This is a genomic window from Moraxella boevrei DSM 14165 (genome assembly GCF_000379845.1).
In the GTDB taxonomy this organism is placed as follows: domain Bacteria; phylum Pseudomonadota; class Gammaproteobacteria; order Pseudomonadales; family Moraxellaceae; genus Faucicola; species Faucicola boevrei.
Genome location: NZ_KB903794.1, coordinates 1 through 6,810 on the forward strand (window position 1 = coordinate 1; position 6,810 = coordinate 6,810).

At 37.8% G+C, this 6,810-nt stretch carries 13 protein-coding genes; 12 read left to right on the forward strand and 1 reads right to left on the reverse strand.

The window, feature by feature from the left end; genetic code table 11:
* The first annotated feature begins 157 nt into the window (after positions 1–157).
* Positions 158–349, forward strand: coding sequence for a hypothetical protein (locus A3G3_RS0108695; RefSeq protein ID WP_019520152.1), 192 nt, complete (start codon positions 158–160; stop codon positions 347–349).
* A 1-nt stretch (position 350) separates the two neighbouring features.
* On the opposite strand, the gene A3G3_RS0108700 is transcribed toward A3G3_RS0108695, so the two are convergent.
* Positions 351–617, reverse strand: coding sequence for a hypothetical protein (locus tag A3G3_RS0108700; RefSeq protein ID WP_019520153.1), 267 nt, complete (start codon positions 615–617; stop codon positions 351–353).
* Positions 618–790: 173 nt separating this feature from the next.
* Here A3G3_RS0108700 and A3G3_RS14540 point away from each other — a divergent pair, with 173 nt between their 5' ends.
* The 11 genes from A3G3_RS14540 to A3G3_RS0108755 form a co-directional block, all read left to right on the forward strand.
* Complete coding sequence (locus A3G3_RS14540; RefSeq protein WP_019520154.1) at positions 791–961, forward strand: hypothetical protein; 171 nt, start codon at positions 791–793, stop codon at positions 959–961.
* A 9-nt stretch (positions 962–970) separates the two neighbouring features.
* Positions 971–1,120, forward strand: coding sequence for a hypothetical protein (locus A3G3_RS14545; RefSeq protein ID WP_019520155.1), 150 nt, complete (start codon positions 971–973; stop codon positions 1,118–1,120).
* Positions 1,121–1,129: 9 nt separating this feature from the next.
* Positions 1,130–1,588, forward strand: a complete 459-nt coding sequence (locus tag A3G3_RS0108715; RefSeq protein WP_019520156.1) for a hypothetical protein — start codon at positions 1,130–1,132, stop codon at positions 1,586–1,588.
* 37 nt (positions 1,589–1,625) lie between these two features.
* Positions 1,626–1,982: a hypothetical protein gene (locus tag A3G3_RS14765; RefSeq protein WP_019520157.1), complete on the forward strand. Its 357-nt coding sequence runs from the start codon at positions 1,626–1,628 to the stop codon at positions 1,980–1,982.
* The gene (locus A3G3_RS0108720) at positions 1,979–2,953 is read left to right on the forward strand and encodes a tyrosine-type recombinase/integrase (protein WP_019520158.1); all 975 of its coding nucleotides are present in this window, start codon (positions 1,979–1,981) and stop codon (positions 2,951–2,953) included. Before A3G3_RS14765 ends, A3G3_RS0108720 begins: the two co-directional genes overlap by 4 nt.
* Positions 2,954–3,235: 282 nt before the next feature.
* Positions 3,236–4,468 (forward strand): tyrosine-type recombinase/integrase, encoded by a 1,233-nt coding sequence (locus A3G3_RS0108730; protein WP_019520160.1) that lies wholly within the window; start codon positions 3,236–3,238, stop codon positions 4,466–4,468.
* A gap of 280 nt (positions 4,469–4,748) precedes the next feature.
* Positions 4,749–5,012: a hypothetical protein gene (locus tag A3G3_RS0108735; protein WP_019520161.1), complete on the forward strand. Its 264-nt coding sequence runs from the start codon at positions 4,749–4,751 to the stop codon at positions 5,010–5,012.
* Positions 5,013–5,037: 25 nt separating this feature from the next.
* A complete protein-coding gene (locus A3G3_RS0108740) occupies positions 5,038–5,187 on the forward strand; it encodes a hypothetical protein (protein ID WP_169333204.1) in 150 nt (49 codons plus the stop codon).
* Positions 5,188–5,197: 10 nt separating this feature from the next.
* Entirely contained in the window at positions 5,198–5,434 is a 237-nt protein-coding gene (locus A3G3_RS0108745) for a hypothetical protein (RefSeq protein ID WP_019520163.1), read from the forward strand.
* A 113-nt stretch (positions 5,435–5,547) separates the two neighbouring features.
* Positions 5,548–6,345 carry a hypothetical protein gene (locus A3G3_RS0108750; RefSeq protein WP_019520164.1) on the forward strand — a complete coding sequence of 266 codons (798 nt, stop codon included), beginning with the start codon at positions 5,548–5,550 and terminating at the stop codon, positions 6,343–6,345.
* Between the two features lie 242 nt (positions 6,346–6,587).
* Positions 6,588–6,810: transposase (locus A3G3_RS0108755; protein ID WP_019520165.1), on the forward strand; the 223-nt coding region annotated here is incomplete at its 3' end.

Here is a 6,810-nt window from a genome sequence, read left to right on the forward strand (position 1 = left end):
GTCTTTTCCATTGTTTATCTTTAAGCATGTGTCTGGGCTTAGTCATAGCGAGTAGTTCTCTTTTTGGGTCAGAGCTTAAAGTTTACTATCTCGCTTTTCTTTTGTATATACTTTTAAATGTTCAACACGCCCTAAGCAAGAACTTATTAAAACCTTTGTGCGTGGTGATAAAATCCCTGCTTATTCTGGTTTTATTACTTGGCGGACACACGACCCGTCTCGGCTTGAAATATGGTGGTCTCGCACCAAGTACCAAATCAAAGAAAATGCTGTTGTTATTCAAACAGTGGCAACCGTGCTTGGTGTCATTGTGGCTAGCGTGAGTGTAGTGGTGTCTTTATTGAAATAACCTAACAAAGTTTGTCTAGGTCAATAAATATCGCCTTGCCTTGAACGACAATCGCCAAATATCGCTCAATGCCAGCAACATTGATTTGGTCGGTTCTACCTAACTGTAACAGGCTTTTGTTTGTGGCATCTTGGACAAATTCATCTATCATACCGATTTTGGCAAATTGTTTTTGTTTGGCGATTTGATAACCCCAATAATAAGCAAGACACATCAACAAAACCACACCCAATAAAACAAGCACCGCCCATAAGAATATACTATTCATCTTATTACCTTTTACTGTTAAATAAAAAATATTCTACCACATTAACCGCCTTAATTGGCGGTTTTTATTATTAAGCTAAATAATAATTTAGTTAAATAATAAATTATCACTTGCTTTTTATTTAGTTTTACGCTAAATTATACATAGGCTAAAAACTAAAGGGCAACCCCCCCATGAAACTGTTAAAAGACTTCCTCGCATTTTTATTCCTATTTGTCTTTATGCTATTTTTCGCCAACATGGCAGGCGTGGCGTTAGACAAAGAAGAAAAAGCACGCCACGACATGATAGAGAACCACAAAGACTATCTATCCCAAAACCAAACCAAACACAACGACTACTAAGGAGTTCACATGAACCGATATCGCATCACATTCAGAACTGGCAACCGTGTGTGGACATACCACATCACCACCCAAAGCGTGGAACACGCCAAACAAAAACTGCTACACGACTACCGTGAAGAATACCCAAAAATCTTAACAATCCGTGAATTTAACTAAGGAAACACCATGAAAACAGCAAACTTTTCCCCCAAACAAAAACAAACCATTCGTAATATCAAACAAGCCTTGATGGACAACCCCAAAGGCTTAACGCTTGATGAAATCAACCAAAAAACCAAACTTTCAATATCCACAATTCAGACCACACTAAAAATTCTTGAAAGCGAAGTTATCTACAACGAAGTGGAAAACGCCTATGCCCTAGCTGAACGGATAACCAAACCGCTCACGCCTGCCAATGACGAGCCAATCATTGATAAAACAACAGGCGAAACCACTAAAAAGCCGATGCTAAAACGCAAACCCTTTACCCCAAACCCAACAAAAGGCTATGAAGTAAAAGGCGATAAAGTGCGTATTTTTTTGGATAGACGTAATAATGCCAAAAGCCTTACCCTATCAGCGGACGATTTAGAAGAATTGGTAAATGCTGTCAAAAAAGCATTGCCTAAGGAGCAACAATGAAATTCCCCACTCACCACACCGACATTGGATTTTTAGCATGACAACCGCAATCATTGAGCAAATTATCCAATCAGAACAGCCGATTGACTGGATAACGCAACATAAATTTGCCGAGATTATCGGCTTGCCTGCCAAACGCCTGTATAAGGCAAAAGAAAAGATGCCTGAGCATAAAGTTTGGCAAAAAATCAATAATAAGATTTATTTTTCACTAAAAGGCTGGAACGCATGGCAGAACGAACAAGCGACAAAAAACCACCAACAGGCATTAGGTTCATCGGAACGTCTATTGAAATCAACTTCCAAGTCAAAGGTAACCGCTACCAAATCATCCTGCCGTACCCACAAACGCCAGCAGGTATTACCGCAAGTGTTAGAACTCGTAGTGAATTGATTGCGAAAGCCAAACTTGGCATTTTAACCGAAGCTGATATCGCCAACGCCAAAGGTGAAGAAGTAGTTGAAGCACCTAGTGGGCTGTTATTTCAAGATTTCGCCCAAAAATTTTTAAAGTACAGCTCGGCAAATATCCAAATCAAAAAAGAATATCGCAATATGTTGATGAATAAATGGATGCCTATTTTTGCTTTAATGCCGATTGAAAGCATTACCACCGCCATGTTGCGTGAAGCGATTGATGATTATGGTTTTGAAAATGCCAAAACCAAAAACAACAATTTAATTCCCTTGCGTGGGGTTTTTGAATTGGCATTAGAAGAAGGCATTATTAGCAAAAACCCCATGTTGCCAATCAAAAATGACAAAGTACAAGAAGATGAGCCAGACCCTTTCACCAAAGAAGAAATGTTAGCCATGTTAAAATGGCTTAAAGCCAATATGAAAGGTGATGATATCAGTTATTACAATTATTTTGAAGTCGCATTTTTCACAGGTTGCCGTCCTAGTGAATTATTAGCGTTGCAATGGAAAACAGATTTTGATAAATTTAACAAAACATTGGCAATTTCTAAAAGCCGTGTGCGTGGACTAAACAAGCGTGTTACAAAAACACATACAGCTCGTAATATCCATTTACATGATAGGGCTTATCAGGCATTGTTAAGACAATATAAAATAACAGGTAATCAAGACTATATTTTTATTTGTCCTGATAGTCATGAACCGTTTTATGATGACCGTCCGCCACGCCGTAGACTAAAACAGGCGATGAAAGAACTAGGCATACGTTACAGAAGAGTATATAATACACGGCATACATACGCAACTTTGTTATTAACCAGTGGTGTTAATCCATTTTTTGCTTCAAGCCAAATGGGGCATAGTTTGCAGATGATGTTAAAACGCTATGCGAAGTGGATTGATATGGATAAAAGCAAAGCTGAAATTGCAAAGGTGGATTTTTAATCTTCCACACTTTTTTCCACATTTTTTTACAACTCAATGCAAATCAATAAAAAGCAAAAACGGTAATGCTTTGATTTTAAAGGGTTTTTTATAGCATAAGATTGCATTAATTTGCATAAAAACGGGTTCAAATCCCGCCGTTCCGACCATACTGTTGTTTAAGGGTGTTCGTTATTGTTCAATATTGTTGATTGAAATCCGTGTATTTTGTTGGTATATTTGTTGGTATATTAGTTCATTTTTATTTTATACCAACAAAAACCACCCAAAGGCTTGTTAATCATGGCTTTAACCGATACCCAAATTAGAAAACTTAAACCCACCGATAAATGCACGCCAAACCGCCCTGATAAATACAGCGATAATGACGGCTTGCAATTATGGGTTAGGCACACAGGCAGTAAAGTTTGGATATGTGCTTATCGCTACCAAAACAAACAGCAGTCTTTAACACTTGGCAAATACCCTGCTATGAGCCTATTGGAAGCACGGCAAAGATTGTTAGAAATTAAAGAGATGTTAGCCAGTGGCGTAAATCCACGCATTGAACGAGACAAGCAAAAAACCCTTGCCAGTGGTGTCATGATGTTTGACAGTTTGGCTAATCGTTGGTTTAGCGAAAAGCACCAACAGGGGGTAACGGCTAAGACCTATCAACGAGATTTTAACCAGTATCAAAGGGATATTAAGCCTTTTATCGGGCATAAAGACATTGACAAGATAACGCCTAATGAGCTATTGGACATAGCCAAACGCATTGAGAATAGGGGTAGTCTGACAATGGGCAAACGAGCCTTGCAGAAAATAGGGCAAGTTTATACCTATGCGATACAGCACGGTTTAATTAGCTACAATCCCACCTACAAATTATCAGACGCTTTAGCCGTTAGAGAAGTTAAGCACCATGCAAGGATAGATTTACGAGAATTACCAAAACTGTTAAAAGATATTGATAATAGCCCATGCACGCCGTTAATTAAATACGGCTTTATGCTACTTTGTTTAACGTTCGTTCGCACCAGTGAATTGCGGTTTATGCGTTGGTGCGAGATTGACGGCAATGTTTGGCGTATTCCTGCTGAACGCATGAAAATGAAACGCCCCCATATCGTACCCTTAGCACCACAAGCCATTGAGATTTTAAATATCATTAAATCGTTTGGTTTTTCTGATACCTATGTTTTTTATAATACCAGTACCCAAAAACCCATTAGCGAAAATGCGTTTACCAAGGCACTGGAGCGTATGGGCTATAAGGGGCGTATGACAGGACACGGATTTAGGGGGCTTGCAAGTACCACCCTACACGAACAACAGTACCAACACGAAGCGATAGAGCTACAATTAGCCCATGATGATAATAATAAGGTAAGTAAAGCCTACAATGGGGCAAAACTACTGCCCTATCGCATTAAGATGATGAATGAATGGGCGAATTTTATTGATAAAGTGAAAGATAACAAGCTAGATAATGTGATTTATTTTGATAAACCTAAACAGGCAAAGGCAATGTAGCAATTTTTCATGTTAAGCGATTTAACCGATTGGTATTATCATGTTAAGATTTTAGCATTTTTTTAACATGACCGCCAAAACGTGTTAAGCCGTTTAACATATCCGTGCTATTGCTACAAAATCATGATAATGTGATTTAAGGCTATCTAGCCAATCAAAGAGCCGTTAAATGACGGCTTTTTTTGTTGCTAAAGTTATGGGCAGGCGTGAATAATTGACACTATAAAACAATATCAAACAATGGTAAAATGTAGCAAACAACAAGTAAAAGGGGAAAGAGATGATATTAGATATCCCACCACAAACCGCCCAAATGATAATTGCAACGGCTGAACAACAGGGCGTAACGGTAAATGAGTTGTTACTATCCATTGCCAAACAGCCTAACGGTTTTGAATTTGTAGAGAATGACGGTATTGTTAGCAGTTATCACAATCATTTATCCAATGACGATTTACAAGCCTTGTATGATGACCTAGACAATGACAAGCCAAACGCTGAATTACAGGCATTAATGCAGAAATTTGGGGGCTTAGGTGTATAAAATCGCACTATTGGATAAACACCCCATGACCGACACGCCCGCCAAACTACCTATTATCATCATGACAGAGAGCGAAAAACAGGCATTAATCAATCTTTTGGATAATCCGTTTATATCGCTGAACGAGTTACAACAGGCGTTATTTGAGCGTGGTTATCAGTTAGTTAGGATTTAGGAGTAACAGCATGATTACATTAGATTTAACCCCAAATGAATTAACTTTTGTTGAGTATGAAAGCCAAAAACAGGGTATTACCGTTCAAGAATATTTTAAAAATATGCTTTCTCAATTTATGCCAAAAGCTAAACAAGAAAAGCCATTAAACCCTATGATAGCTAGGGCAATGGCAAATAAAAATCCAAGTGTTATCGCTGATATTGACGCAGTAGAATTGCAAAGACAATGGCGTAACGAGTGGTAAATATATGATGTAACCCCTTTTGTAAGGCTAGGAATTGCAAACCGAAAGGGCGGTAATCGCACCAACACCGCCCACCGCCTTACATTCCTTTTGTTGGTGCAAGGTGCGACTTTATGGGGTTAATGGCTGATATCCATAAAAATTTAGATGACTTTATACCTATTGGCGAAGTTTTATTACAAATATCATTTCAAAAACAAGAACCATTATTTGATATAGTGGAGTGGCTAAAATTTAAACATTTTGAGCTAATCAAACAACCGCTTTATATCAAACAAGAATATGACTTTATAGAAGTTACAGGGTTAGGAAAAGACGAAGTAGTTGAGCCTTTGGAAAAACAGGAGTTAATTAAGCTTTTTTTAGAAAATTTAAGCGATTTATTTTCTTTTGGTAGTGTAAGAAGCTGGGTTTATAGTGGCAAATATGAAAGTTTTTCATATCTTTATGGTTGCGACCGACCATTAAAAGATTGTTTTTATGATTATCATATGTACCAATTTAAAAAACAAGATTTATTGCAAGATGATATTTTTAAGGTTTTAGAAATTACCGAATTTTATTACCCAAACAACCAACTACCCCAAACCGTCAAAGACCAACAAACCCAAATAGACCGCCTAACGGCTGAAAACACGGCATTACAAGCCAAAATAGCCGAGCTTGAGAGCCAACATCTAGCAAGTGATAATTTACCACGAGTTGCAGGCGTGACTAATATTGATAATTTGATTTTAAATTTTGTTGAGATACAGGCGGTAAAAGGTGCTTATCTAAAATTTTACAAAGACCAAACCACCGCCCCAAAACAATTAACTGTAACAGACTGGATAACCCAAAATTATAGTGGTATTAACCCCAGTATGGCTAAATGGCTTGATAAAATATTACGCCAAAAATACAGTAAATAAAACTTTTAGCGTTACGCATTAGACCCTTGTTTTTACAAGGGTTTTTTGTTGTTTTTCATACCGTAACACTTAAGCTGTAACGCATAACGGAAAACCACTACTTAAAATACACCCACAAACAGCGATAAACAATATCGCATTTTATTAACCATTAATTTTGTGGAGTGTATCAAATTGTAGTGGCATAATAAACCTAGACAGCTGATAAGAGATTATAATACCCCAAACGGAGGCATAATCTCATGACAAAAGTACGTAAAACATACACACCCGAATTCAAATTAGAAATGATAAAACTCATAGAAGAACAAGGGCAAAAACCAAGTAATGTTGCAACCCAATATGAAATAGCCGAATCCACACTCGAAAACTGGCTAACCCGTTATCGCAGAGAAAAACGAGGCAACCCCATAACCAAAGGCAACGCCCTAACTGAAGAACAACGAGAAATCCAGCGACTAAAAA

Excerpts from the sequence above, each read along its gene's own strand:
- A3G3_RS0108700 (WP_019520153.1), bottom strand. The coding sequence starts at position 617 with ATGAATAGTATATTCTTATGGGCGGTGCTTGTTTTATTGGGTGTGGTT.
- A3G3_RS14540 (WP_019520154.1), top strand. The coding sequence starts at position 791 with ATGAAACTGTTAAAAGACTTCCTCGCATTTTTATTCCTATTTGTCTTT.
- A3G3_RS14545 (WP_019520155.1), top strand. The coding sequence starts at position 971 with ATGAACCGATATCGCATCACATTCAGAACTGGCAACCGTGTGTGGACA.
- A3G3_RS0108715 (WP_019520156.1), top strand. The coding sequence starts at position 1,130 with ATGAAAACAGCAAACTTTTCCCCCAAACAAAAACAAACCATTCGTAAT.
- A3G3_RS14765 (WP_019520157.1), top strand. The coding sequence starts at position 1,626 with ATGACAACCGCAATCATTGAGCAAATTATCCAATCAGAACAGCCGATT.
- A3G3_RS0108730 (WP_019520160.1), top strand. The coding sequence starts at position 3,236 with ATGGCTTTAACCGATACCCAAATTAGAAAACTTAAACCCACCGATAAA.
- A3G3_RS0108735 (WP_019520161.1), top strand. The coding sequence starts at position 4,749 with ATGATATTAGATATCCCACCACAAACCGCCCAAATGATAATTGCAACG.
- A3G3_RS0108740 (WP_169333204.1), top strand. The coding sequence starts at position 5,038 with ATGACCGACACGCCCGCCAAACTACCTATTATCATCATGACAGAGAGC.
- A3G3_RS0108745 (WP_019520163.1), top strand. The coding sequence starts at position 5,198 with ATGATTACATTAGATTTAACCCCAAATGAATTAACTTTTGTTGAGTAT.
- A3G3_RS0108750 (WP_019520164.1), top strand. The coding sequence starts at position 5,548 with ATGGGGTTAATGGCTGATATCCATAAAAATTTAGATGACTTTATACCT.